Consider the following 24,256-nt stretch of genomic DNA (forward strand, 5'->3'; position numbering starts at 1 on the left):
TCGTCTCATAAAAAGATCAGTTTTTCTTTTCCGCCCGCTTTCTTTGCGCGAGCTTCACGAGCTCCACCACCGGGATCACGAGGAACGCGAGGCCCAGCGCCACGCCGTATTCGGCGAGGGAGATGTGTTCAAAACCGAAGGCGTTCGAGAGGAAGGGCACGTAGATCACGGCGGTCGTCAGCAGCAGGGAGAGCGCCATCGCCCCCCAGAGCACGAGGTTGTGGCTCTTCAGGGCAAAGACGGACCTGTGCTGCGAGCGCATGTTGAACGCGTGGAAGATCTCCGCCATGGACAGGGTGAGGAACGCCATGGTCATGCCGTCGGGGCTGTTGACGAACGCCCACTGGCCCGACTCCATGAAGTGGCCGATCAGGTAAGCCGAAAGCGTGATGGCGGCGACGAGCACGCCCTGATAGAGCGCGCCAATGCCAAGTCCCCCGGCGAGGACGCCCTCCTTCGGATCGCGCGGCGGGCGCTGCATGATGTCGTCCTCCGCGCGCTCCATGCCCAGCGCCAGCGCGGGGAACGTGTCGGTGATCAGGTTGATCCACAGCAAATGCACGGGCCGCAGCAGCGTGAAGCCCAGCAGCGTCGCCACGAAGATGCCCACCACCTCGCTGAGGTTGGAGGAAAGCAGGAACTGGATGGACTTGCGGATGTTGTCGTAGATGCGCCGCCCCTCTTCCACCGCGGTGACGATGGTGGCGAAGTTGTCGTCCGTCAGCACCATATCCGCGACGTTCTTGGTGACGTCCGTGCCCGTGATGCCCATGCCGACGCCGATGTCCGCCGCCTTGATGGAGGGCGCGTCGTTGACGCCGTCGCCCGTCATGGCGGTGACGCGCCCGAGCGCGCGCCAGGCGTTCACGATGCGCACCTTGTGCTCCGGCTGCACGCGCGCGTAGACGCTGTAGCGCTCGATGTCCTTTGAGAGCTGTTCGTCGGGGATCTCGTCGAGCTGCGCGCCGGTGATCGCCTCGTCCGGCGAATGCAGGATGCCCAGTTCCCGCGCGATGGCCACGGCGGTGTCCTTGTGGTCGCCCGTGATCATCACGGGGCGGATGCCAGCCGTCCGGCAGCGCGCGACAGCCTCCGCCGCCTCCGGGCGGATGGGGTCGATCATGCCCGCGAGGCCCAGAAACGTGAGTTCCCGCTCCAGCGCCTCCGGCGACGCGTCGTCCGGGCGGCTTTCGTGGCGGCGCTCGGCGGCGGCCAGCACGCGCAGGGCGCGGTCGGCAAAGGCCTTGTTCTGCGCAAGAATTTCGCCGCGCAGTTCGTCGGTCAGGGGAACGCGCTCGCCGCCGCGCATCGCATGCGTGCAGCGGGAGAGCAGCGCGTCCGGCGCGCCCTTGGTGTACTGCACGAAGGCGCCGTCCGCCTCGTGCACGGTGGACATCATCTTGCGCCCGGAGTCAAAGGGCGCTTCCATCACGCGCGGGGCGGCGGTTTCGAGCTCGTGCTTTTGAAGGCCGCGGTTCGCCGCCCACTGAACCAGCGCGGCCTCCGTCGGCTCGCCCTGGGCGGCGCCGTGCGCGTCGAGCCGCGCGTCGGAGCAGAGCGCCATCGCCCGCGCGGTGGCGTCCTCGTCCGCGCCCGCGTGTTCCACGACGGTCATGCGGTTTTGCGTGAGCGTGCCCGTCTTGTCCGAACAGACGACCTGCGCGCAGCCGAGCGTTTCCACGGCGGTGAGGCGGCGGATGATGGCGTTGCGCCTGGACATGCGCGTCACGCCGATGGAGAGCACGATCGTCACGACCGTCGCCAGGCCCTCCGGAATCGCGGCGACGGCGAGGCTGACGGCGACCATGAACGTGTCGATCAGGGCGGCGGCCTCCGCGATCGGCCAGGCGCGCCACACGCCCAGCCCGAAGATGAACGCGCAGATGCCCAGCACGGCGAGGGAGAGGATGCGGCTGAGCTGCGAAAGGCGCAGCTGAAGGGGCGTGCGTTCGTCCTTCGCGTCCTGCAGCGCGCCCGCGATTTTGCCCATCTCCGTGCCCATGCCCGTGCCGGTGACGACCGCGACGCCGCGGCCGTAGACGACGGTGGAGCCCATGTAGGCCATGTTGCGCCGGTCGCCGAGCGGGATGTCCCGCCCGTCCTCCGCTTTAAGCGCGCCTTCCTGCTTTTCCACGGGCACCGATTCGCCTGTCAGCGCGGCTTCCTCGACCTTGAGGCTCGCGCTTTCGAGGATGCGCGCGTCGGCGGGCACGGCGTCGCCCGCTTCGAGCAGCACGATGTCGCCGCACACCAGCTCGCTGCTGGCGAGGGTCACGACCTCGCCGCCGCGGCGCACGCGGCTCTGGGCGGCCGCCATCTCCTGCAGGGCTTCGATGGCCTGCTCGGCCTTGCTCTCCTGAATGACGCCGAGCAGGGCGTTGATGATGACGACCGCGAGGATGATGACCACGTCCGCAAACGATTCGTGGGCGTAGGCGGCGGTAAAGCCGGAGACGGCCGCCGCCGCGAGCAGGATGAGGGTCATGGGATCCCGCAGCTGGGAGAGGAAGCGGACGAGCAGCGAGGGCTTTTTCTGTTCCGCCAGCTTGTTGGGGCCGTTTTGCGCAAAGCGGCGCGCGGCCTCATCCGGCGAAAGACCGTCCTGGCCGGTGGAAAGCTCCGCGAGCACGTCCTTTGCTTCCTGGATTTCATAACGCATGATGTAATACCCCTTTCTCAAAGGTGAGCTGGTGCAAAAACAAAAGACCCCTGCACGGCTGAGAGCCGGCATGAGTCTCATTCTTTCGACAAGCCAGCCCACGGGGATGCCCGCAAGCGCGATGTTGACCTGCCGCACGCCAGTTCGGCGCGGAACTACTCCCTCATGGGATATTTTGTTTAGATGATTATAGCAATATGCACGCGGGGTGTCAAGGTTGCGGGAAAAAAGAAGCGGAGCGGTCAGTCCGCCTCCGCTGACCCGGCATCCCTTGCGCATGCGGCATCAAATGCGGTATACTGATACGGAAACAGATTCCGAACGTGATATGCAAAGGAGATGCGCCCTCATGGACATCAAAGCGCGCGCGCTTGAGAAGCACTACGAATGGGCGGGCAAGCTGGAAATCGTGCCCCGCTGCAAGGTTGAAAACAGCGAAGACCTGTCTCTTGCCTACACCCCCGGCGTGGCGGAGCCCTGCCTGGCGATCCGCGACGACTACGTCAAGTCCTTCACGCTCACCGGCAGGCACAACCTGGTCGCCGTGGTGACGGACGGCACGGCGGTGCTGGGCCTTGGGGATATCGGCCCCGAGGCGGGCATGCCCGTCATGGAGGGCAAGTGCGCGCTGTTCAAGGCGTTCGCGGGGGTGGACGCGTTCCCCATCTGCGTGCGCTCCAAGGACGTGGACGAGATCGTGCGCACGGTCTACCTGATCTCCGGCAGTTTCGGCGGCATCAACCTGGAGGACATCGCCGCGCCGCGCTGCTTTGAAATCGAGCGCAGGCTCAAGGAAATCTGCGACATCCCGGTTTTCCACGACGACCAGCACGGCACGGGCATCGTCGTGGCCGCCGCGCTGCTGAACGCGCTCAAGGTCGTGAAGAAGGAAATCGGCCAGGTGCGCGCCGTCATCAACGGCGCGGGCTCGGCGGGCATCGCCATCGGGCGGCACCTGCTGAAGCTGGGCGTGAAAGACCTCACGATGGTGGATCGCTGCGGCGTGATCGCGGAGGGCATGGAAGGGCTGAATCCCGCGCAGGAGCAGATGAGCCGCATCACGAACCCCGCGCGCCTGACCGGCACGCTGGCGGACGCGATGCGCGGCGCGGACGTGTTCATCGGCGTGAGCGCGCCGGGCGTCGTCAGCGCGGAGATGGTCGCCTCGATGAACGCGGGGGCCATCGTCTTCCCGATGGCCAACCCCGTGCCGGAAATCTTCCCGGACGAGGCGAAGCGCGCGGGCGCGGCGGTCGTGGGCACGGGCCGCAGCGACTACCCGAACCAGATCAACAACGTGCTGGCGTTCCCGGGCATCTTCCGCGGCGCGCTGGACGTGCGCGCGCGGGACATCAACGACGAAATGAAGATGGCGGCGTCGCACGCCATCGCCGCGCTGGTGTCGGACGCGGAGCGCACGGCGGAGTACATTTTGCCCAAGGCTTTCGATCCGCGCGTGGGCAAGGCGGTCGCGGAGGCGGTCGCCCAGGCGGCGCGGGAGAGCGGCGTGGCCCGGATTTGACGCAAGCGGCCCGGGAGGCCGCCGCCTTCCGAGCCGAAGCGTGCGGCCGCACCTTTTTCAAAAAGAGAAAGGAGGGCGTTTGCCCTCCCCCGATGGATTCTTTTGTGCGTCAAGAGGCACGGCCGTCCATGCGCGCGATCATCAGGTCGATGTCCTCCGGATGATATTCCAGGGCGTCGTCGATCGCGGAGCCGTTCTCCTTTCCGGATACGGCGATATCGGGGCGCGTGTTTTTTTCATCGTTCATCTGCTAAAACCTCCTCTTTCCGCAGGCCGGGGGATGGGGCCTGCGATGAGAATAAAACAACTCCCACCGCTTAGCATTATACCGCAAAAGACCATAAAGAAGCTATGCGCAATTCTTACCAATGCGATGTAAAAAATCTAAATGGCGTTCTAAAAAAGCAGGAGGCGCCGGACCGGCGGAAATAAATCCGTTCGGCATGCGCTGAAAAGGCGGGAAGATGGTATAATGATCGAAGACCACCCTGGAAAGGAGCAGTTTCTTTGAAGATTCTCGTCAGCATGTGCCTGTTGGGCGTCCCCTGCCGCTACGACGGCAAGGCCTGCCCGAACGAGGCGGTCATCGCGCTTTCTAAGGAGCACACGCTGATTCCCGTGTGCCCTGAGCAGCTGGGCGGCCTTTGCACCCCGCGCATGCCTGCCGAGCGGCGCGGGAAGGGCGTGGTGACAAAGGATGGGCAGGACGTGACGCAGGCCTACCGCGCGGGCGCAGAGCAGGCGCTCGCGCTTTGCAGGCAGCTGGGCTGCACGCTGGCGGTGCTCAAGGAGCGAAGCCCCTCCTGCGGACGGGGCCGCGTCTACGACGGCGCGTTTTCCGGCACGCTGACGGAGGGGGACGGCGTGACCGCCGCGCTGCTGATGAAAAACGGCATTCCCGTGCTGGGCGAATCGGCCGTGGAGCGCGGCCTTAACCTCGCGTGCCCGTGCAGGCGGCTGTCCTGCGCGCGCTTCGGCGACTGCGCGGCCTGCCGCGCCTACCACGAGAGCCATAAAAAGGGCGGGACGCCCTGTGATCGGAAGTGAAAAGCGCATGCGCCTTGAAATCGGGTATCTTGAGGACGGCCGCCTGCGCGCGGGCCTGAACGCGCTGACGCGGGCGATTTACGGGTTCGACTTTGAAGCCTGGTATCGCGGCGGGTTCGCGGACGGAACCTACATTCCCTTTACGTTCTTTGAAGGGGATGAAGCGGTGGCGAACGTCTCCGTGAGCGAGCTGACGTTTCGGCTGGACGGCGGGGCGCTGCGCCTCGCGCAGATCGGCACGGTGATGACGGCGCGCAGCGCGCGCGGACGCGGGCTGTCGCGCGCGCTGATGGAGGCGGCGCTAAAGCGCTGCGCGGGACGCTTTGACGGCGTCTACCTCTTTGCAAACGACAGCGTGCTGGACTTTTTATCCCAGGTTCGGCTTTGAACGCGCGCAGGAAACGGCGTACAGCTTCGCGGCCGGGCGGCGCACGGGCGGCGCGCGCAAGCTCTCCATGGACGACCCGGCGCAGGTGCAGCGCGTGGCATGGGCGATGCGCACGGGCGGGGAGCAGGCGCGGCTGTCGCTTTCACATCCCGCCGCGCTGGGCATGTTCTACGCCGCCGGATTCATGCGCGACTGCGTCTACGAGCTTGAGAGCGGGCAGATCGCGGTCGCGGACTTCGCGGAGGACGCCCTCGAGCTCAGCGCCCTTTACGGCGAGGGGCTTTCGGTGCGGGAGGCGGCGGCCTGTCTCGCGCGGGCGGACGGCGAGCGGGTGCGGCTCGGCTTTACGCCCAATGCGGCGGAGGGGATGGCCCAAAGGCCGCTGCGGGAGGAGGACACGACGCTTTTCGTGCGCGGATTCCGGCTGCCTGAGGGCGTGCGTTTTCCGGCGCTGTCGCACGCATGACGGGCGAGATAAAAAGGGGCTCCGGCGGTTTCCTGCCGGAACTCCTTTTGAGTTACCCGATCTGTTCCAACTGCGCCATGCGCAGCTTCTGCTGCAGCTGGCGGATAAAGCCGTCCGCGTCGATCTGGCCGGTCAGGTAGCGCTTGAGCAAATCCTGCGCGTAATCGCTCCCGATCGCGCTGACGGGGGAGAGCGTCAGCTTATCCGCGATGCTGCGGTACGCTTCGATGTCTTCAGGGGAGATGGCGTAGCGATATTTCCGGGTGTAGGCGAGCTGTTCGCGCAGCACCGCCGCGCTTTCCTCGTCGCCGCGCTCCTCCGCCTCCTTGAGGGACGCCTCGCCCTCCCGGATGTTTTCCAGCATGTTCGGGTTTTCAACCGGGTCGTTCACGTCCGGCAGCAGCGTGCGCTCGAGGCCGTCGCCCAGGTTGCCTGCGACCGTCTCCAGGTAGGAGAGGGCGAGGTCCGCGTTTTTGCTGGAGGCGTTCACGACGTACACCTCCATGTACGCTTCCAGCAGCGCGGGCGCGTCCTCTGCGAGGGGCAGCAGCAGCGGCTTGTAGCCCTGGTCGAGGTTGTAATCCATGAGGTAGGCCGAGTAGTAGAAGTCGAACAGGGCGGTGGGCTTGGCGGAATCGTCGAAGATCGTGTAAGAGCGGGACACGCCCGAGGTTACGTCGAAGATGGATTCGGCCAGCTCCGGCAGGTTCGCGCTTTCCAGCGCGGCCAGCAGCTCGCGGAAGAGGGGGGTATCGAATGTGATTTCCTCGCCGCGGAGCCTGAGCATCGCCTCGTACTGCGAGAGCATCCGGTCGAAGAAGAGCAGCTTGGCCTCAGACATGTCGAGCGTGTCCGTGAACAGGGAAAGCGAGGGGTGCTCCTCCGCAAATTCGTCGTCCCAGCGGCCCACGAATTCGAGGAACTCCGGCAGCGTCTTCGGCAGGTCGTCCTCTGTGAGGCCGAGCTGTTCGAGCACATAAGGGCTGTAGCCCAGGGTCTGCGCGTATATCGTGGAGGGCATGGCGTAGATCTTGCCGTCCTGCATCAGGCCCTCGGCGAGGGCGGGATACATCCGCTCCACCAGCGAACGGACGGTCTCGTTCTGCGTCAGGTCGGCCAGATAGCCCTTCTCAATCAGCGGAGCGTACAGCGAGCTGCTGACCGGCAGCACGTACAGGTCCGCACCGTCGCCGCCGACCATCGCGCGCATCACATCGTCCGCGGAGCTGAGAACCGGCGTGAAGAGCACAGGAACCTCCGGATGCTCCCGGACGAACGCGCGGTAGGCGCTGTCCGAGCTGCCGCCGCTGATGCGCAGCGTGCGGCTGGGCTTGTACTGCGGGTCCGCGTTGCGCACCGTCAGCACGCCGTAGTCCAGAGAGGCGAAGAGGCCGCCCTCCAAAATCGCGGTCTGCGGCTGGCGGTCTGCGGAGGTCAGGCTGACGTAGGGGGCGTTGGAGGGAATGTAGGCCACGCACTCCGTCATCTCCCCGACGCGGCCGCGATGCAGCTCGCTCGCGCTCAGACAATAGAAATAGCCGTTCGCCGCGTCGTAGATGAGGCCTGCGGCGTTGTCCGGCAGCGGGCCCACGTCCTCGGCCCTTCCGGCCGCGGGGTCGATCACCATCAGGCGGCTTCTGCTGCCCTCGGCCGCGTACGGGTCGTAGGTGGAGCCGAGCAGCTTTCCGTCCTGATAGGGCGTCACGCTGACCAGGCGCTTCACGCCGGTCGCGGTGCGCGCGCCGGTTGCGAGGTCGAAGCGCAGGAGCGAGGCGGTCAGGTAATCGTCGCCCGTCAGCAGCAGCGTGGCGCTGCCGTCCGCGACGAGCAGCGAGGAAACCTCTGCCGCGAAGGTGTAGCCGTCCATCGTCATGCCCAGGCCGTCCCAGTCGAGCTGGCACAGGAGGGTCAGACCGCCGGTCGTCAGATCCCAGGTGTAGAGCGCGCCGGTCGTCTTATCGAGCGCGTAAAGCGTCGTGCCGTCGCCGTAGATCAGCGCGTCGTAGCCGCCGCCCAGTTCCTTCGGCGCGGGGAAGAGCAGGGCCGAGCTGCCGTCGGCGCCGATCCGTTCAAGCCCCTTGGACGTGAGCACGAGGGCCCCGCCCTGCCAGCCGGTCAGCGCCTCGCCATCGGAGGAATCGGAGTAGAACTGCGCGTCGCCTGGCGCGGCCAGCGCGGCGGTGGAAAACAGCGTGAGCACGCACAGAAGGAGGCAAAGGCATTTGGTTTTCATAGAGCACCTCTCAGACTATTGGAATAGTAAGCTTACGAGGGATATACTATCACGGTAGTCATCTGGTGTCAAGGCATTCACAGAAAGTTCATATTTGACCGGGAGCGGCGTACGCGGCAGGAAATCGCGCTTTTAGGCCGAATCCTCAGGCGATATAGAAAGGGAGCGAGACGGTGGAAATTGAAATCGTGCCGGTGACGGCGCAAAATCGGGCGCAGGCGCTCGCGATGGGCGTCGGCCCCGGACAGGAGGGCACGGTGGAGCCTGTGGCGGAGTGCCTGCGCGAGGCGGAACAGGTCGCGTGCTGGCGGCCCGTGCTGCTGCGCTGCGAGGACGAGGCTGTGGGCTTTGCGATGTACGGCCATTGGGCGCGCGAAGACCGCGTGTGGCTCGACCGGTTCCTCATCGACGCGCCCCGGCAGGGGCAGGGGCTGGCGAAGGCGTGCTTGGGGCCGCTGCTCTCGCGCATCGAGGCGGAGTACGGCTGCCAGCGCATCTACCTGAGCGTGGTGGAGGGAAACCGGATCGCAGAGCGGCTGTACGAACGCTTCGGCTTTGCGCGAAACGGCGAGCGCGATATACACGGCGAGCACGTGATGGTGCGGGAAAGCGCAGGCCTGGACGCGCTTGCAAAAGGGCGGTAAAGAGGATATACTGAGAGAAGGATGTCCCGGCGCGGCCGGGCAAGGTGAAGGGGGCCCACGGGAAGCGCCGCGTGCGGCGTATTCCTTGCCGGAGGACGCTCTCCGCGATCGCGTACAAAGGAGGTACCGTCGATGCCGAAGGTTCATTCGCCGCAGCGCTTTGTCGCCTTTGCGGACGAGATCCGTCAGTTTTACCGGGTGGAGAGCGAACAGCTTTTAAAGCTGGGCGTGCGCGCCACGCACTGCACGATGCTGCATTACCTTATCGACCACCCCGGCATGATCCAGCAGGAGCTGGCCGAAATTTACGGCGCGTCCCGCTCGACCATGAGCGGAATGCTCAGCGACATGGAAGCGTGCGGCCTCATCGAGCGGCGCGCCGATCCGGAAAACCGGCGCTGTGTACGCGTGTTCCTGACGGATCACGGCCTCGCGCTGGCGCAGGAGATTCGCGCGGCGTTCTGGAGCTACTGCGAGCGGCTGCTTTCCGATTTCACACAGGAAGAAGTGGATCAGCTCGAGGGTTTTCTCGAAAAGCTCCGGCGGTAGGCGGCGAAGCGGGGGCCGATGCGTTTAGAAGGAAAAACGGAATGCTGAAAAGGGACGGTACCGGGGTGAAGCCCGGTTTCCGTCCCTTTTGGGGTCCGCTAAAGAGGCGCGATGCCGTGTGAGGGAGGAGAGCGGGCGGGCTTTGCGCCCGCCCGCTCCAGGCCCCCGCGTGCCAGGCTGCGTCAGGGGTGCAGCCTGGACCAGGCGTCGCGGATCGCCTTTTGATGGGTAACGCCGTAATTCGGGTCGTTTTGCTGGCACTCCTCCATGTCGCGGTAGAAGTGCACGCACAGGTGCCCGTCGAAGTCGTTATCCTGGATGGAGCCGGTCAGATGCGCGACGTTGTGCGTCGTGGCGAGAATCCAGCGGCCGTCGGGCATGTTCACGTAGACCGGCTTGGGCGTCCAGGTGTTCTGGTTGCCGAAGGCCTTGTACATGATCGCCGTGTCCTCGGCGGTCAGGGGCTCGCAGTCCGCGTGGCGGCCCATCGCGTAAATTTTGAGCTTCCAGCCAAGGCCGGTAGACGGGTCGTAGACCGTCAGCCTCTGGCCGTTTTTGTAGTTCTGCTTCACGTCGTCAAACCAGTGGGCGAGCTCCACGGAGGAGGAGGCGGGCCCCTGCATCTCCCCGACGCCGGGGGCCACGGTGGGCACGGGCTTGGGCGCTTCGTCCGCGCGCACGGGGTCGCGCTCGTAGAGGATGCGCAGCGTCGCCGCGCCCGCCACGCCGTCCACGCCGGTGTTGTTGTTCTTCTGGAACGCCTTTACCGCGGTGACCGTCGCGCTGTCGTAGGTGCCGTTTACCACGCCCGTGTAGTAGCCCAGCTCCTTGAGTTTGCTTTGCAGCATCAGCACGTCGTCGCCGGTCGCGCCCTTGCGCAGCGTCGGATAGGGCGTGGCGTTCGCGGACGGCTTCTGCGTCGGCTTGGGCGTGGGGCCCGGCGTCGGGGTGGGCGCGGGCGCGCCGCCTGAACCGGTATCATCGCCTGAGCCGCCGAGGATCGTGCCGTCCGCGCGCACGAGCGAATCGAGCTTTGTCTGCGTGTTGCGCCCGGCCACGCCGTCCGCGGAGAGGCCGTAGTCGCGCTGAAAGGCGCGCACGGCGTCGCGCGTGACGCTGTAATACCCGCCCGTGACCGAGGCGCTGAAGTAGCCCAGGGCCTTGAGCTGGCGCTGCACGCGCGACACGTCCTCGCCCTTGCTGCCGTACTTCAGGTTGCGGTACGCCCCGCTGGAGGAGGGACCGCCGCCGGATGGCGCCTGGGTGGGCGCCGGGGTGACGGCGGGCGCGTCCCCTTCGCCGCCGCCTGAACCGCCCGCGGCCTTCTCCAGCTTGTCAAATGTCTTGGGGCCGACCACGCCGTCGGCCTTGAGCCCGGCCTTTTGCTGAAAGGCGGAAACGGCTTGCTTGGTGCGGCTGCCGAAGATGCCGTCCGCCGTCCCCGGGGCGTAGCCCAGGTCGATGAGCTGGAGCTGCACCGCGCGCACGTCTTCGCCCCTTGTGCCGGTATAGAGCAGGCGGGCCGCCGAGGCCGGCGATGCCAGCAGCATCGTGAGCGTGAGCAGCGCCGCGCCCGTCTGTTGTTTCAGGTTCAATTCGCTATCCCTCCTGCACGCGCCCCCGCGGGGCGCGCTTTTGAGAGGCATTATAGCGAATGAATACGAAAAAGTAAAGCTTTCGTCATATATTGGTAATATATACGGAAAGATGACAGGCGTGTCACAAGTACCAATACGGCGGAATCAACCGAAAGTGGCGGATGAGGTAGAGCGCGAGCAGGCCGAGCGGGTAGGCGGCGTAAAAAGCGAAGCGAAGCCGCTTTACGCCGGGACGGCCGTTGTACAACGAGATCGGCAGCAGGGCGAGTAGCGCGCAGGGCGAGAGCAGCAAAAAGGACGCCGGGGCGCCAGCGGCGTAGAGCTGCAGCAGGTAAGCCGAAAGCAGCGCCGCAAAGCCCGCCGCCCTGCGCACGGGGCTGTCCGCGAAGACGTGGAAGCAAAGCGTCAGCAGCACGCCGTAGGCCGCGTAATCCGAGCGCAGCAGCATGGCCGCCATGCAGCAGAGCAGCACGCTGGCGGCGCAGAGCAGGGGCTTTTTCACGATCAGCGCGTCGTAGCAGCATAGGGCAAGCAGGGAAAGGCATAATGTAAAGACCACGTTTTGCCCCGCGGGCGAAAAGAGCGCGTCGAAGTGCACGAGGTCAAACGGCACCTCGCTGAGGAGCGCAAGCAGGAAAAGGCGCAGGCCGTAGCGGCGCAGGCTGCGGGTATGGCGGTATCCCTCACAGAGCAGAAAGCAGTAGAGCGGCAGGGCCAGGCGGCCCACGGCGCGCAAGAGGGAGACGCCCGGAAGCAGCACGAGGCCCAGCTGGTCCAGCGCCATGCAAAGAAGCGCGACGAGGCGCAGCGCGAATGCGGACAAAGGGTTCCCTCCCCCGGAAAAAGTATCTTACACATACTACAAAATCGGGCCGGGTTTGTCAATGCGCTGTGCTTTGTAAAGCGGCGCGCGATATGCTATAATAAGCGAAGATGCGACAAGCGGCTTCGGCAACAGCCGCGGCAGAGGATAAAGCGTGAAGAGGATGATGCAATGACGCGGCGCAGGCATATCGTGCGCGGGAAATTGACGCGCGTTAATCTGGCGGCGGTGGAAGGGGTCTTCTCGCCGCCCCAAAAGAACGCCTGGGGGCGCGCGATGCCGCCCTTCGATCCCGTGCTTTTGCGCCTCAGCGCGGAGATGGCGGCCGCGACGTACGACCTGGAGGTCGAACGCTTTTTTGACGCGGGCTGGATGGATTGCACGTTTCAGGCGGAAAACCGCCTGTTCGACGCGATCGACGGGCGCTATGGAGAATGGCGTCCCGCGCAGGCCATCCGCCGGGGCATCCGCATGAAGAAGGCGCGCGGGGCGATGCGCTTTTCGCTGGGCGACGTGCTGCGCGGCGTGCGTCAGCTCGTCGCGACGGATACGGGCAAGGTCGTCACCATGGCGCACGAGGCGTCGGACGGGCGCTTCGTGATCGCCATCAGCTTCATGGGCACCAGCAGAAAGTTTTACGACTGGGTCACCAACCTGAAGATGACGTGCAAAAACGGCCTGCACGAGGGCTTCTCGCAGGTCGCCCGGCAGCTCATGGAGAACGCGGAGCGCATCTCCTACCCCCAGGTGGCCCACGCGCTGGGACGGGAGAAGCTGACGCTGCTGGACGCGGTGAACCTTTGCGCGACGGAGGACAGCCCGGTGCGCCTGCTCGTGTGCGGGCACTCGCAGGGCGGTGCCTCCGCGCAGGCTTACGTACACCTGCTGATGGAGGAGCAGGGGGCGATGGCGGAGAACCTGCTGGGCTACACGTTCGCAGCGCCGACGGTGGCGGGCCTTGGCTTCGCGGGCGCGCCGGATGCCTATCCCATCTACAACGTCGTGAACGCGGAGGACTTCGTGCCGCGCATGGGGGCGTACATGCGCCTGGGCGTAGACATGGTCTTCGTGCCCGACGAGGCGTTCAGAAGCGCCTACTACGGCTGCTCGCCCGATGAGGACGCGGCTTACGCGCGCGAGCGCGCCCGGCGGCTGATGGGCGCCATGGTCGATACGCCCACGATCATGGAGGGCGTGACGGCGCTTTGCCGCGCCATGCAGAACATGCCCGACCAGCGCATGGCCGAGCGGACGCTCGGCGCGCTGAACGCGGGGCTCAAGTACCTGACCCCCGCGATGGCCAGCCTCGGCCTCACCGCGACGGACATCATGCGCCTGTTCGAGCGCCAGCTCACGCTTTCCTACCGGGGGGTCACGGATCAAAACCTCGACGAGGAGCGGGTTCAAACGCTGGAGCGGGAGATCATGGACCTCGTGGGCGAGATCGGGCCGGAGGCCTTTACGAAGGCCTTCGGAGAGGTGACGCTCAGCCCCCACGGCATCACGCAGGGCGAGGGGCGGCCGGTGCCGCCCTACATCGCGATGGTGCAGCGCCATGTCGACAGCCTGCGCGCATGCGTCTGGCGCGAGGCGGAGGGACGGGCGGTGCAGGAACCGGCCCCCGGCGCCTGGTTCAGCCTGACGACGGGGCGCTTCGCGCTGCGTCCGGCGCTCGCGGCGGCGGACGGGCAGGACGAAAAAAACGAGACGCTGCAAGGGAACAAAGAAGCGCCCTCGCACGTTTAATGAATGCAAAGGAAACGCCGCCCGGGCGGGCATGGCGATCGAATGATGGGGGAAAGAACATGCGGACATGGAAATACACGCTTGCGGCGGCACTGACGGCGGCCTGCTGCCTGCTGCCGCTGGCGGGCCTCGCCGAATCGTACGGCGTCATCCGCGGCGGCCGGCTCAACCTGCGCGCGGAGCCGCACGCGGGTTCGGACCGGCTGGGGCAATATCCGCCCGGCACCTGGGTGGAGCTGATCTCCAAGACCGGTTCCTGGTATTTCGTGGAGGTCGAGGACGGCGCGACGGGCTACATGAGCGGCAGCTATATCAGCGAGGACACGACGCCGGGCGGGAGCTACGGCACGGTCGACAATCCGGACGGCTACGTCAACCTGCGCAAGACCCCCTCGCTGAGCGCGGACGTGCTCGCCCGCTACAACAGCGGTACGCGCGTGGACATCCTGTCGCAGAACACGGGCTGGTATCAGGTGCGCGTGGACGGGCTTACGGGCTTCATGGTGTCGGATCTGGTGCGCCTGGGGGACGTTTCCCCGGTCGCCTACGCCACCATCGCCACGCCGAACGGCAACAGCGTCAACCTGCGCGGCGGTCCGAGCAAGGACGCGCCCTGGCTCTCCTCCTGGCAGCCGGGCACGACGGTGGAAATCCTCGTCAAGGGGAAAAACTGGCACAAGGTGCGCATCGGCGGGACGATCGGCTTCATGTCCGCGCAGTACCTGACCAGCTCCTCCAGCTACGACAGCACGCAGAACATGACCGTCTATTACGGCGTGGTCAACAATCCCAAGTCCACCCAGGTGCTGAACCTGCGCCAGCAGCCCTCGCTGGACGCGAAGGTGCTGGGCTATTACGGGAACGGCACGCTGGTGAAGGTGCTCTCCAAGGGCACGACCTGGCACGAGGTGCTGGTGGGCTCGCAGCGGGGGTACATGATGGCCAAGTACATCCGCCTCACGGGCAATTCCGGGGTGGAGGCCATCCGCCGCACCGCGACGCTGGTGAACCCCAACGGCGGGTCGATCGTCAACTTCCGCTCCGCGCCGAGCCTGTACGCGAAGGTGTTGGGGGTCTATACCGTGGGCACGCAGGTGACGGTGGTGGAATCCGGCGTGGACTGGACGCGCGTGAACATCGGGGGATCCACGGGCTACGTGAGCTCGTACTTCCTGCAATATTGACGGAGCGGTTCAGGCCTCTGGAACGTACGAAGAAGGACTGCCGCACGGCAGTCCTTCTGGCTATCGGCAAAGTCGATGGCCTCAGCCTGCCGAAGAACCCTGCTTTCAGGAAGCGAGAAAGCAGGGTTCTTCGACAAGCTAGGGCGCGCGCCGCATTTGCGGCGCGCGCCCGTATCTATATCAGGACGTCCGTTCAGGGGGAGGCTTCACCGTCCTTTGGCTCCAGCGCCCAGATGTGCCGGTCGCGCCGGAAAAGCAGGCAGGGCAGCATCCCGAAAATCGCCAGGGCGAGGAAGACCAGCGACGCGCCCGCGCCCTTGCCCGCGCCCAGCAGCGCGTAAAGCGGATGACCCGGGGCAAGCGACGCCATCAGCGGCTCGGCCACGCGGTCGACCAGCCAGCCGCCGAGCAGATAGCCCAGCGGAATGGTGAAGAACTGCAGCGTGTTGCGGGCGGCGTATACGCGCCCCTGCATGTTCAGCGGGATGATCGTGCGCAGCAGCGCGTTCATGTTCGCGTTCATCGCGGGGATGACGACCCACCCCAGCGCCGCGCCCAGGCACCACAGCGCGGGCGAGCGGCCCAGCGCGAGCAGCAGGTTTTCCGTGCTCATGGAAAACAGCAGCGCATTGAAGATGACGCGCACGCGGCTCTTCGGCGCGGGCAGCAGCGTCATGAGCGCGCTTCCCGCCAGCATGGCGAGGCCGGAGACGGTGTTGACGGCGCCCAGGGCCGCCTCGCCCGCGCGGGGCAGGATCAGGGCGGGCAGGGCCGCGTTGTACATCGAGGCCGCCAAGTTGATGCAGGATAGCAGCAGGATGAGGTCGAGGATGCCGCGATTCCTTCGCAGGTACGACAGGCCGCTTCTGGCGGATGCGAGCAGCGATTCTCCCGCTCCCTCTCCCCGCGGGGCGCGGGGGATGCGGATGAACAGCGCAAGGGTCAGCACCGCGACGGCACAGGTGCAAAGGTCGAAGACGATGACCGCGTTCAGCCCCAGCAGGGTGTAGAGCGCCGTGGCCGCCATGGGCGTCACGACCGTGACCAGGGAGTTGGAAAGCGCCTGCAGGGAGCTGACGCGCTGCACGTGCCGCCTGGGCGTCAGCAGGCTGACCGTCACCTCGGAGGCAGGCTGCTGCACCGTGTTCATGAGGCCGCCGAGCGCGCTCAGCGCGTACAGGTGGCCGACGCGCAGCCTGCCGGTCAAAAGGAGCGCCAGCACGCAGAGCGTGGAGAGCGCCGCGAGCAGGTCGCAGACGATCAGGGTCTTCTTCTTGTCCAGCCGGTCGCTGAGCGTCCCGGCGAAGATGCTGACCAGCACATAGGGGGCGTAGGTGCAGACGGACAGCAGGGCGGTTCCGAGAGCCGAGCCCTGCTGCTGGTAGGACCAGAGCACCAGCGCGAAGCCGGTCATCGAGCTGCCGAGCGTTGAGAGCGACTGCGTCAGCCAGAGCGTCAGGAACGGACGCATTTCAGACGGGGTTGAATTTGATTTCATGAGACTTTGCTCCTCCCTTTTCATTGGATAAACGGCGGGGGATGCAAAGCCTGTCGGACGAAGGGCTGCGTTTCAGGGCTCCATGCATGATTCGTCCGGAATCAGGCTCTGCATGGAGCAAAAACGATGCACAGGATCATGGAACGTCCTCCTTTCCGCGTGATACGCACAGGATAACACGCGGGCAGGCATTTGTAAAGCGCGGGCGGTTACAGGTCCTGCGCCTCGAAGTTTCGCGCGTCCACGCGGTAACGCCAAAGGCCGCACAGCGAAAAGACCGCGATGCCCGCAAGGAGGATGGGGATTTGGCGCAGCTGGTCGACCGCGCGCATGGAATCCCAGAAGCAGCCGCCGGTCAGGGCGCGCGCCGCGTGCACGCTGCCCTCCCCCAGCAGGAGGACGGCGAAGACGGCGACGGCGGATTTGACGAAGGCGACACCGACCTTTTGCACGTCGCTGAAGTAGGCAGAGAGGAACACGGCGTTGAACGCGGCAAAGATGAAAAACGCGAGGCCGAAAAAGGCGACGTCCGGCTCGATGCCCACCGGATTTTCATAGGGAAACGCGGTCCCGCGCAGGATTGCCATGGGTACGCATAGCAGAATCTGCAAAAGCTCGATGGAGATCACCAGCAGATAGCGCGCCCGAACGATATCCCGCTTTCGGACCGGCAGGGCGATGGTATAAAGCACGTCGCGGTTTTCACGCGCCGTCTGCACGGACATAAAGATCGCAAGGCAGGTGTAAAAAAAGCAGACCGTGTACGGATAACCGGGAATGAACAGCATCAGGCAAAACGAAAAGAACACGTAGACGACGGGCAGCGCCACCAGCTTCCATTCCTTGTACAGCAGATTGCTAAGCATCGCGCTCCCTCCTTTCCAGGCAGACCATGATGTCTTCCAGCGTCGCGGGCGCGGTCTGCACGGCTTCGGGCAGCGGCGCCGTCCCGCCCTGCCGGGGCAGCAGCGCCTGAAAGCGCCCGGCGTGCGCGCGGCAGCCGATCAGCAAATCGGAGAAGGGGGACGCGAGGACGTGCTGCGGCCCCTGAACCCGCAGGTAGCGCGAAGTGAACGACGCTGTCGGCTCGCAGGCGATGGCCTCGCCCTCCCGCATGTAGAGGATGTCATCCGCGCACTTGTCCAGGTCGGACGTGATGTGCGTGGAAAAGAGGATCGTCACGCCCTCCTCCCCGGCGAGGCGCAGAAAGATGTCCAGCAGCTCGTCGCGGGAGACGGGATCCAGGCCGCTGGTGGGTTCGTCCAGCAGCAGCAGCCTCGCGCGGTGCGAAAGCGCGAGGGCGAGCAGGTACTTGACCTTCATGCCCTCCGAGAGCTCGTCGGCCCGCTTGCACTCGTCCAGGCGGAAGCGCTCCATCAACCGCGCGTAAGCGTCGACGTCCCACGCGGGGTAAAACCGGCGCGTCACCTGCGTCAGCGTGCGAAGCGTCCTGCGGGGGTAAAAGCGGATACCGCCCGAGACGAAGGCGATGCGCTGCTTGATGAAAAGCTCGTGCTCGGGGTACGCCTTCCCGAAGAAACGCACCGCGCCGGCATCCGGGCGCGCCTGCCCCAGCAGACACTTCAGCGTCGTGGTCTTGCCCGCGCCGTTGCGCCCGATGAATCCCATGATGTGCCCCTCCGGCACGCGAAAGGAGACGTCCCTCAGCGCAAAGCGCTCGTAGCGCTTGCAAAGCCCCTCTACCTGCAATACGTCCATCTTCCTACACCCCTTCGTCTCTTTCGGCCCCATCCTGCGCGCGCAGCGCCGCGAGCCGTTCGTTGATGCGCCGCACGGATTCCCGGCAGCGCCGGTAGTTCATAAACCACGTTACCCCGTAGGTCGCGGTGAAGCTGAGCAGCATGGAAAGAAGCGCGCCCGGCGCGCGTCCCAAGCCCCAGAGCGCCGCGCTGATGGGCAGCCATACCGCCGTCGTCAGCAGGAAGTGCAGCGCGCCCTGCCGCAAAAAACTCCAGCGCTCCACCTCGAAAAGCACGGAAAAGCCGCCGAAGGCCGCGCCGATGAGCCCCACGAGCAGGTGATAGACCCCCAGCGCGAGCGAGAGCGAGGAAAAATGAGCGAGAAAATCGGGCAGAAGCGGCACAAACCCTTCTCGTTGCACGCAAAGCTCGATGACGACGAGCGTCACGACGCTGCAGAGGCTCGTCACCGCCATGGAGCAGCCCGCGCGCGCAAGCGCTTTTTTCAGCATGAGAAACCCTCCTTCTTCAAATGCCCAGCGTCCGCTTGATGCGGGCGACGTTGCGGCGCGACACGTAGGTCTGAATGCCGCCCTCCATCTGCACGCGGATCGTGCCGGTCAGGCTCGTATCCAGCTTGACGATCCGCCGCAGGTTGACGATTTCAAACCGGGAGATGCGCACGAAGCGCGCCGGGTCGAGCCGCTCCTCCAGTTCGTAGAGCTTTTCGCGCAGCGCGTAGGCTCTTGCCCCACGCTGGGCGTACACCCGGTCGCGCTCCGCGTAAAAGCGCGCGACCTCGTCGCAGCGCATCACGGTCGTTTCGCCCTCCGCGTAGCCCGTGACCGTGGCCGACAGCGTGTTTTCGATCGATTCCTTCAGGCAAAGGACGTCGGGCGACCTTTCGCCCGCGCAGATGACGACCTCCGGCTCGTCATACTTTGGGTCGATGTGCAGCCTTATTTTCATGAGCGCCCCGCCTCTCCTCGTCTTCCCCTACAGTATACCGGAACGGCAGGCAAACGCAAGCGTTCGCGGGCGAGCGGTCGATTCCGGCCCGTGAGCGGCTCGCGGCGTATAGAATGCAATTATGGAATATCGATAAATATATATCGGCAAAGGGGGAAAGTGGACGTCGAAGCATCCGGGCGTCAGACCGCTGGCGTGGCAGGATGCGCGGCGCGGGAGCCTTGGCGGCATATAGAAGACGCCCGCATGCCGGTGAATCGGCAAACGGGCGTCTTCTACTATGAAGGGACTTCGTGAGGGGACTTCGCGCCATCCGTCTCAGGAAAGGCACGTGCGCAGCATGGCGAGCAGCGCGTCCAGATCCAGGGGCTTGGTGAGGTGGCCGTTCATGCCGGATTCAAGGGACTTGCGGCTGTCGTCGTCAAAGGCGTTGGCCGTCATGGCGATGATGGGCACCTGCTGGGCGTCCGGGCGGTTCAGGGTGCGGATGCGCCGGGTGGCCTCCAGGCCGTCCATGACGGGCATGCGGATGTCCATCAGCACCGCGTCAAAGTAGCCCGGGGCGCTCGCCTCAAAGGCGCGCACCGCCTGCGCGCCGTCCACCGCTTCCTCGGTCAGAAAGCCGTTCATGCCCAGCAGGGTCACCGCGATCTCGCGGTTGAGCGCGTTGTCCTCGACCACGAGCAGGCGCTTGCCCTGGAGCGATACCGGCTCCTTCTTCGCCTTTTCGGGATGGGAAGCGGGCGCGGCGTCTCCCTGGCAGAGGTCGAAGCCGAGCGTAAAGAAGAATTCAGAGCCCTTGCCCAGTTCGCTGACGACCCGCAGCTCCCCGCCCATCATCTTGACGAGCTGGCTGGAAATAGCGAGTCCGAGCCCCGTGCCGCCGTAGCGGGCGGCCGTGTTTTTGCCGCCCTGTTCAAAGGTGTTGAAGATTCGCTCCTGCGCGTCGGGGCTGATGCCGATGCCCGTGTCGCGCACGGAAAAGCGCAGGAACACGCGCGTCCCCGTCTGCGGCCCCTCGCGACAGACGTGCACGGTGACGCGGCCGCCGGCGTCCGTAAACTTGATCGCGTTGCCGATGATGTTGATGAGCACCTGGTTCAGGCGCAGCGCGTCCAGCGAGAGGGGGGAGAGGGGCGAGAAGCCGTCCACGAACTCGAGCGCGACGCCCTTGACCTGCGCCTGCGCGCCCAGGAGCGATCGCAGGCTCGAAAGCTGCGCGGCCAGGTCGGTCTGCTCGAGGTTCAGCTGCAATTTGCCGCTCTCGATGCGGGACATGTCCAGCACGTCGCCGATGAGCGTCAGCAGATAGGCGTTGGCCGATTCGATCTTTTCCAGGCATTTGAGCGTCTGCGCGGGGTCGTTTACGACCGCCTTGGCGATGGTCGTCATGCCGGAAATCGCGTTCATCGGCGTGCGGATCTCGTGCGACATGCGCGAGAGGAAGTCCGTCTTCGCCTGGCTGACGGCGTCCGCGCGCGCCTTCATCACGAAGGAAGCGATGATGCGCGACAGCTCGCGCACGAGCCGGATCTGTTCCTGCGTCCAGGGGTAGTCCTCCTGGCTGCTTTCAAAGCACAGCGCGCCCGCATAGGAGCCGCGGTCCCAGATCGCAGCGCTCAGGCACGAGGCGAGCGGGCGGCGGCCGCGGATGGATTCCGTGCACACGCCGTCCTTGACGTAGAGCGAGGCGACCTCCGCGTAGGTTTCCGACGACAGGTAGAAGGTCTGGCCGCTTTGCAGGTCCTCGCTGCGCCGCGCCCACTGATAGGCCACGAGCACGCGCAGGTATTCGGGGTCGACCTCCGTGACGGAGACGCGGTCCAGCCCGTAACGGGTGCCCAGGCGCGTGAGCAGCAGGTAGACCGCGTCGTCCAGACGGCGGGCCTTGCCCAGCAGCTCCAGCGCGAAGTCCAGCATGCTGCCGTCGTCCGGCGCGGGGCGCTCGTCGATTTCGTTGAATAGGTGCTCGCTGGGATAGATGTGGGTGAGCGCGGTGCCCATCTCGCTGGAGGAGTCGAGGTAGCAGACGGCGCGCCCGCGGCAGTGGTCCTTCACGTACAGCAGCGCGCTTTCGGCGCAGCGGTACAGGCCGCCGTATTCGCCGGTCACCTCGGCAGAGCACATGCCGATGCTGGCCGAGATGATGGGCGCCTCGCCCTCCGCCGCGGGGTAGAGCATCTGGATGCGCGAGGCGATGCGCGGGCCGACGACCTTGGCACGGGTGCGTCCGATGCCGGGCACCAGCATCATGAATTCGTCGCCGCCCATGCGGGCGATGAGCGCGCGCTCCCCGCCTTCGTCGCGCAGGATGGAGGCGACGTCCTGCAGGATCGCGTCTGCGAATACGCGCCCCTCGCGGGCGTTGAGCGCGTCGAAGTCGTCCATGTCCACGAGCATCAGGGCCATGGGCTCCTCCGGGTCGCGCGCGAGCAGCGCCTCCTGAATCGCCTTGACCCCGGGCTCCCGCAGGAAAGCGCCGGTCAGCGGGTCGTGCGAGCGCGTGGCGTCCAGCAGCAGCTCCATTTCGCGCTCGCGGGTGATGTCCTCGAAGATGCCCACCGCGGAGGCGCTGCCGTCCGAGCGCACGGCGGAAACCGTCGCGCGGCACCAGAGCCCGCCCGGCGCGTACTGATAGACGCAGCCCGCCGTCCGTTCGCCGGAACGGATGCGCTCCAGCATGTGCAAAAAACCGGCGCGGCAGCCGGGCGATACATAGGCGTCGGCAAAGGCCTGCGCGGGGCCCGTGAAGCTTTCGCCGCAGCCGAAATGGGAGCAGGCGCGCGCGGGAATGCGCAGCTCCGAACGCATGGGGTCGTAGTAAAACTCGAAGGTGGAGGTGTGCTCCAGCGCAAGGCGCAGCAGCTCGCGCCCCTCGCGCACCTGCCCCGCCAGGCGGCGGGTCTGTACCTGCGCGCGGCGGCCCTCGTTGATGTCGATGTATACGCTTTGCACCATCGTGCCGCCGCTGGGGTCCGCGACGAGCTCCGCCTGGCCGATGATCCACAGCGCGGTGTGATCCCTGCGCTGCAGCTGATAGTCAAACGGGAAGGTGTCGCCGATTTCCTTCAGCGCTTCCACCTCACGCAGGATGCGCTCGCGGTCAGACGGCGAGATAAGATCCGGCATGTACCAGTCTTTCTTGGCCCAGAAGGATTCCGGGGTGTAGCCGAAAATACGGATGGCCTCCTGGTTGGCGTCGCGAAAGAGCATCCGGCCGCCAGGCAGGAGCTTGTATTGCACGATGCCGCAGAGGACCGAATCAAACAGATGGTTGTAGCGGCGGGCCTGTTCTTCCTTTTCGCGCACCTCGCGCTGCAGGAGCTCCTCGTACAGCATCTCGTCGGATACGTCGCGGATGACGCTGAGCGACAGCCGGCGTCCATCCTCGTCTACGCCCATCTTGCTAATGCCGCTGACCCACATGGCGGAGCCGTCCTTCTTCAGCATGCGGTAACGCACGTCGCGGTCGTCCGCGCCCGAAACGCACTGGCTGAAGAGCGCGCGGTCGTCCGGGTGCACGCTGGCAAGCACCTGGCCGTCCGTCGCCGCCACGAATTCCTCGTAATTGTAGCCCAGATAGCCGAGCATCCGGTTGTTGATGGTGTAAAGCGGATAGCCCTCGGAGACGTACACGCCGATGAGCCCGCCGGGTATGCCGCGTCCCAGCAGGTCCACGGCGCGGCGGCTTACGCGCGCCTCAAAGTCCGAATAGGCCTCGCCCTTGCCGCGGACGGGGAAGTATTCGCCGTCCGCCTGGTCGTCGCAGGGCATGGAGGCGTGGATCGAGGCGATGCGGCAGTCGGCGTCCTGCATGACGCAGGTGGCGTTTACGCGCACGGATACGAGCATGGCGCCCTGCCACACGTCCAGCGTGCACAGGCACACGGCGCACTGCGCGGCGAGCACGTGATCCTCCGCGCGCGTGAAGACAAAGCGGCAGGCATCCGGCGCCTGCGCCACCTCCTCGCGCAGCGCGCGGATCGCATCGTCGCGGTTCCAGGCGATTTCGTGGCCGCCGGTGCCCAGCCACTGGACGTCCTGCGTGAGATAACCGGCGGTCAGGTCGGGATCGCGCCGGTTCAAATAGGCGTCGAAAAACGCCCGAACCGTTTGCAGGGCATCGCCGCTGCGAATATTCATGACGCTGGCCTCCTTCTGCCGCCCATGCGGGGCATCCCGCGGGGAGCCGTTTACTTTTGTATGTATGCCTCGATGAGGCGCAGCGTGTTTTGAACGCCCAGGACGTGGCTGCGCTCGTAGCCGTGCGAGGCGTACACGCCCGCGCCGATGAGGGCGAAGCGCATGTCGTGCCCGGCGGAAAGCGAGGTCGCCGCGTCGGAGGAGTAGAAGGGATAGACGTCCACCGCGTAGTCCAGGCCGTTTGCACGGGCCAGCGCGACGAGCTCGCCGGTCATCTCGTAGTCGTAGGGCCCCGCGCTGTCCTTGGCGCAGATCGAGACCTGCGTCTCCCGGCAGGAAAGGCCGTCGCCCACGCAGCCCATGTCGACCACGAGCAGGTCCTCGGTGTCCTGCGGGATGCCGCTGGAGGCGCCGTGTCCGACCTCCTCGTAGACGGAGAAGAAGATGCTGGTCTTGCGCGCCGGACGCACCGCGCCCGCCGAGACGGCGTGCGCGAGGGCGAGCAGCATGCCCGCGCTGAGCTTGTCGTCCAGAAAGCGGCTGCGGATAAAGCCGGAGGGGGTTACCCGAACGCGCGGGTCGAGCAGCGCGTAATCGCCCACCTCGATGCCGAGCGCGCGCACGTCCTGCGCCGTGGAGACCAGCTCGTCGAGCAGGATTTCCATCTTCTTGTCGTCGCGCTTCTGATCGGGCAGCTCGTGGTTGACGTGGGTGGAGGCGTTGTCCGCCTGCACGACGCCGGTGTAGCGGCGCCCGTCCCGCGTGACGACGGTGACATTTTCCGTCTCCACGGCGTTGAGCGAGGGGCCGCCGATGCGCGTGAAGCGCAGGCGTCCGTCGGCCTTGATCTCGCGCACCATGAGGCCCAAGGTATCCACGTGCGCGGCGAGCGTCAGGGGCGAGCCCTCGCCGCCGAGGCAGCAGACGACGCAGCCCTTGCGCGTGCGCACGGGCGAAAAACCGAGCGCTGTAAGCGATTCAAGCAGGTGGTCGGTGACGTTTCGGGTGTAACCCGTGGGGCTTCCGATTTCAAGCAGGCGCACGGTTTCGTCTACCGCCGCCTGCACAAACTGCTGATCCATAAGGA

General features: G+C 65.7%; 19 protein-coding genes and 1 pseudogene. 8 read left to right on the forward strand and 12 right to left on the reverse strand.

The annotated features are described in order from the left end of the window. Positions 1 to 16: 16 nt before the first annotated feature. Positions 17 to 2,659 carry a cation-translocating P-type ATPase gene (locus tag C1725_RS05080; protein ID WP_346026368.1) on the reverse strand — a complete coding sequence of 881 codons (2,643 nt, stop codon included), beginning with the start codon at positions 2,657 to 2,659 and terminating at the stop codon, positions 17 to 19. A 349-nt stretch (positions 2,660 to 3,008) separates the two neighbouring features. Between C1725_RS05080 and C1725_RS05085 the strand changes: the two genes are divergently transcribed. Further along, complete coding sequence (locus C1725_RS05085) at positions 3,009 to 4,181, forward strand: malic enzyme-like NAD(P)-binding protein (protein ID WP_102410584.1); 1,173 nt, start codon at positions 3,009 to 3,011, stop codon at positions 4,179 to 4,181. Between the two features lie 109 nt (positions 4,182 to 4,290). Here C1725_RS05085 and C1725_RS19205 read toward each other — a convergent pair whose 3' ends face one another. After that, on the reverse strand, positions 4,291 to 4,428 hold the full coding sequence (locus C1725_RS19205; protein WP_346026369.1) for a hypothetical protein: 138 nt from the start codon (positions 4,426 to 4,428) through the stop codon (positions 4,291 to 4,293). Between the two features lie 260 nt (positions 4,429 to 4,688). Here C1725_RS19205 and C1725_RS05090 point away from each other — a divergent pair. From C1725_RS05090 to C1725_RS05100, 3 genes and pseudogenes are all read left to right on the forward strand, one after another. Beyond that, positions 4,689 to 5,105: pseudogene (locus C1725_RS05090) on the forward strand (2-thiouracil desulfurase family protein); the annotation flags it as partial. A 109-nt stretch (positions 5,106 to 5,214) separates the two neighbouring features. Next, positions 5,215 to 5,616 (forward strand): GNAT family N-acetyltransferase, encoded by a 402-nt coding sequence (locus C1725_RS05095; protein WP_102410586.1) that lies wholly within the window; start codon positions 5,215 to 5,217, stop codon positions 5,614 to 5,616. Further along, positions 5,570 to 6,082, forward strand: coding sequence for a hypothetical protein (locus C1725_RS05100; protein WP_102410587.1), 513 nt, complete (start codon positions 5,570 to 5,572; stop codon positions 6,080 to 6,082). The genes C1725_RS05095 and C1725_RS05100 overlap by 47 nt, the downstream gene beginning before the upstream one ends. A gap of 52 nt (positions 6,083 to 6,134) precedes the next feature. Here C1725_RS05100 and C1725_RS05105 read toward each other — a convergent pair whose 3' ends face one another. Beyond that, positions 6,135 to 8,315 carry an extracellular solute-binding protein gene (locus C1725_RS05105; RefSeq protein WP_102410588.1) on the reverse strand — a complete coding sequence of 727 codons (2,181 nt, stop codon included), beginning with the start codon at positions 8,313 to 8,315 and terminating at the stop codon, positions 6,135 to 6,137. Between the two features lie 173 nt (positions 8,316 to 8,488). On the opposite strand from C1725_RS05105, the gene C1725_RS05110 reads away from it, so the two are divergent. Beyond that, entirely contained in the window at positions 8,489 to 8,959 is a 471-nt protein-coding gene (locus C1725_RS05110) for a GNAT family N-acetyltransferase (RefSeq protein ID WP_346026370.1), read from the forward strand. Positions 8,960 to 9,091: 132 nt separating this feature from the next. Continuing rightward, positions 9,092 to 9,508 (forward strand): MarR family transcriptional regulator, encoded by a 417-nt coding sequence (locus tag C1725_RS05115; protein WP_102410589.1) that lies wholly within the window; start codon positions 9,092 to 9,094, stop codon positions 9,506 to 9,508. Positions 9,509 to 9,690: 182 nt separating this feature from the next. Here C1725_RS05115 and C1725_RS05120 read toward each other — a convergent pair whose 3' ends face one another. Both C1725_RS05120 and C1725_RS05125 read right to left on the reverse strand, forming a co-directional pair. Beyond that, positions 9,691 to 11,103, reverse strand: coding sequence for a peptidoglycan-binding domain-containing protein (locus tag C1725_RS05120; protein WP_346026371.1), 1,413 nt, complete (start codon positions 11,101 to 11,103; stop codon positions 9,691 to 9,693). A gap of 124 nt (positions 11,104 to 11,227) precedes the next feature. Continuing rightward, the gene (locus C1725_RS05125; RefSeq protein ID WP_102410591.1) at positions 11,228 to 11,929 is read right to left on the reverse strand and encodes a TraX family protein; all 702 of its coding nucleotides are present in this window, start codon (positions 11,927 to 11,929) and stop codon (positions 11,228 to 11,230) included. Positions 11,930 to 12,100: 171 nt separating this feature from the next. On the opposite strand from C1725_RS05125, the gene C1725_RS05130 reads away from it, so the two are divergent. Further along, positions 12,101 to 13,675: a lipase family protein gene (locus tag C1725_RS05130; RefSeq protein WP_102410592.1), complete on the forward strand. Its 1,575-nt coding sequence runs from the start codon at positions 12,101 to 12,103 to the stop codon at positions 13,673 to 13,675. A 59-nt stretch (positions 13,676 to 13,734) separates the two neighbouring features. Beyond that, positions 13,735 to 14,859 carry an SH3 domain-containing protein gene (locus C1725_RS18940; RefSeq protein ID WP_346026372.1) on the forward strand — a complete coding sequence of 375 codons (1,125 nt, stop codon included), beginning with the start codon at positions 13,735 to 13,737 and terminating at the stop codon, positions 14,857 to 14,859. Positions 14,860 to 15,052: 193 nt separating this feature from the next. Here the strand turns inward: C1725_RS18940 and C1725_RS05150 are convergent, their stop codons facing one another. The 7 genes from C1725_RS05150 to C1725_RS05180 all read right to left on the reverse strand — a co-directional run bounded on the left by C1725_RS05150 (position 15,053) and on the right by C1725_RS05180 (position 24,251). Then, entirely contained in the window at positions 15,053 to 16,357 is a 1,305-nt protein-coding gene (locus C1725_RS05150) for an MFS transporter (RefSeq protein ID WP_346026373.1), read from the reverse strand. Between the two features lie 209 nt (positions 16,358 to 16,566). After that, positions 16,567 to 17,223 (reverse strand): ABC-2 transporter permease, encoded by a 657-nt coding sequence (locus tag C1725_RS05155; RefSeq protein WP_102410595.1) that lies wholly within the window; start codon positions 17,221 to 17,223, stop codon positions 16,567 to 16,569. Next, entirely contained in the window at positions 17,216 to 18,076 is an 861-nt protein-coding gene (locus tag C1725_RS05160) for an ATP-binding cassette domain-containing protein (RefSeq protein WP_102410596.1), read from the reverse strand. Before C1725_RS05160 ends, C1725_RS05155 begins: the two co-directional genes overlap by 8 nt. Positions 18,077 to 18,080: 4 nt before the next feature. Beyond that, complete coding sequence (locus C1725_RS05165) at positions 18,081 to 18,569, reverse strand: DUF3021 family protein (protein ID WP_102410597.1); 489 nt, start codon at positions 18,567 to 18,569, stop codon at positions 18,081 to 18,083. Between the two features lie 16 nt (positions 18,570 to 18,585). After that, a complete protein-coding gene (locus tag C1725_RS19210; protein ID WP_346026374.1) occupies positions 18,586 to 19,026 on the reverse strand; it encodes a LytTR family DNA-binding domain-containing protein in 441 nt (146 codons plus the stop codon). 318 nt (positions 19,027 to 19,344) lie between these two features. Beyond that, on the reverse strand, positions 19,345 to 23,169 hold the full coding sequence (locus tag C1725_RS05175; RefSeq protein WP_102410598.1) for an ATP-binding protein: 3,825 nt from the start codon (positions 23,167 to 23,169) through the stop codon (positions 19,345 to 19,347). A 50-nt stretch (positions 23,170 to 23,219) separates the two neighbouring features. Continuing rightward, positions 23,220 to 24,251: a zinc-binding metallopeptidase family protein gene (locus tag C1725_RS05180; RefSeq protein WP_102410599.1), complete on the reverse strand. Its 1,032-nt coding sequence runs from the start codon at positions 24,249 to 24,251 to the stop codon at positions 23,220 to 23,222. Positions 24,252 to 24,256 lie beyond the last annotated feature (5 nt).

Source organism: Beduinella massiliensis (genome assembly GCF_900199405.1).
GTDB lineage: Bacteria > Bacillota > Clostridia > Christensenellales > Aristaeellaceae > Beduinella > Beduinella massiliensis.